Annotated in this window: 1 protein-coding gene; it reads right to left on the reverse strand. The window is 68.5% G+C overall.

Going from position 1 to position 1559, the window contains the following annotated elements; translation table 11 throughout:
* Nucleotides 1-59: 59 nt before the first annotated feature.
* Entirely contained in the window at nucleotides 60-1511 is a 1452-nt protein-coding gene (locus ACVCAG_RS45675; RefSeq protein WP_447191664.1) for a family 43 glycosylhydrolase, read from the reverse strand.
* Nucleotides 1512-1559: the final 48 nt, after the last annotated feature.

Consider the following 1559-nt stretch of genomic DNA (forward strand, 5'->3'; position numbering starts at 1 on the left):
GAAAGAGGGGTGCGTCGCCGTCACCCCTCTTTCTCATGTCCGCGTTCTCCGTCCGGGTCTCATTCGAGGACGAAGCTGGCGTTTCCCTGGAAGGTGGTGGTGCTGTCGTTTTGCTCGACCCATGCCTGGCCGGCGCGGTGGCGCAGGTAGTAGCCGGGGAAGTTGACCGATTCCAGGGAGATCGTGCCGGAGCCGGTGAGGCCGGTGCGGCGGGTGAAGCTGGCGTCGGCTTTGAACAGGGTGGTGCCGTCGTTGCGCTCGACCCAGGCTTCGTGGTTGCGGTGTCGCAGGTAGTAGCCGGGGAAGTTGGTGGACTCCAGTGACACGGTGCCCGAGCCGGACAGGCCGGTGACGATCCTGAACTGGGAGTCGGCCAGCGGGGAGACGTTCGCCTCCAGGCGGGCCCGGTAGTCCCAGTGGCGTATCGCGGAGCCGGGTGTGTCGTGGGACATCAGCCGTAGGGGGGTCGCGCCGTCGGGGACCGGGATGCCGAAGTCGGGGGTGCCGTCGGCCCTCCAGTAGATCTTCTGGACGCGGGTGCGGCGGTTGGGGTCATTCAGCGGGTCGCCGGTGATGTCGCGGTAGTTGCGGTCGTGGTAGACGAGGATGTCGCTGTGGCCGTCCTCGGAGACGGTGAAGGAGTTGTGGCCGGGGCCGTACTGGCCGGTGGCGGTGTTGCTGGCGAAGACGGGGTTGGTGTTCTTGGTCCAGGAGGAGGCGTTGAGCGGGTCGGCCGAGGCGGAGGCGGTCAGCATGCCCAGGCAGTAGTTGGCGTCGGTGGCGCTGGCGGAGTAGGTGAGGAAGAGCCGCCCGTTGCGCTGCAGCACGGCCGGGCCCTCGGCGACCTTGTAGCCGCGGGTCTCCCACGCCAGGGTGGGCACGGTCAGGCGGGTGGTGGCGCCGGTGATGGTCCAGGGGTTGGCGCCCATGCGGGCGATGTAGAGGTTGGAGTTGGTGGCGATGTTCGGCTCCTGCTGGGCCCAGAGCAGGTAGCGCACGCCGTTGGTGGTGAAGGTGGTGGCGTCCAGGGCGAAGGTGTCCCAGGGGGTGGTGATCCGGCCGCGTTCGGTCCAGGTGCCGGTCAGGGGGTTGGCGGCGGAGTTTTCGAGCGCGTACATGCGGATGCGCCAGATGTCGTCGGCCCGGCCGGCGGCGAAGTAGATGTACCACTTGCCGTTGATGAAGTGGATTTCTGGTGCCCAGATGTGGGCGCCCATCTCGCCGCTGGTGTGTTTGCGCCAGATGACCGTCTCGGGGGCGCTGGCCAGGCCCTGGATGGTGGTGGCGCGGCGCAGCACGATGCGGTCGTACTCGGGGACGGTCGCGGTGAGGTAGTAGTAGCCGTCGGTGTGGCGGAAGATGTGCGGGTCGGCGCGCTGGGTGGCCAGGGGGTTGGTGTACTGGGCGGGTGGCGAGGCGTGGGCCGCGATCGGTGAGAGCAGGCCGGCGATCACGGCGAGCAGTGTGGCCAGGGCGGTCACCAGGGCGCGGCGCGCGTGCGGTGGGGGCATCAGGGTCATCCTTCTGTCAGGCCAGGGGAGAAGGTCACGGTGAAGGAG

The sequence above is a fragment of the Streptosporangium sp. G12 genome (assembly GCF_052983175.1).

Excerpts from the sequence above, each read along its gene's own strand:
- ACVCAG_RS45675 (WP_447191664.1), bottom strand. The coding sequence starts at position 1,511 with ATGCCCCCACCGCACGCGCGCCGCGCCCTGGTGACCGCCCTGGCCACA.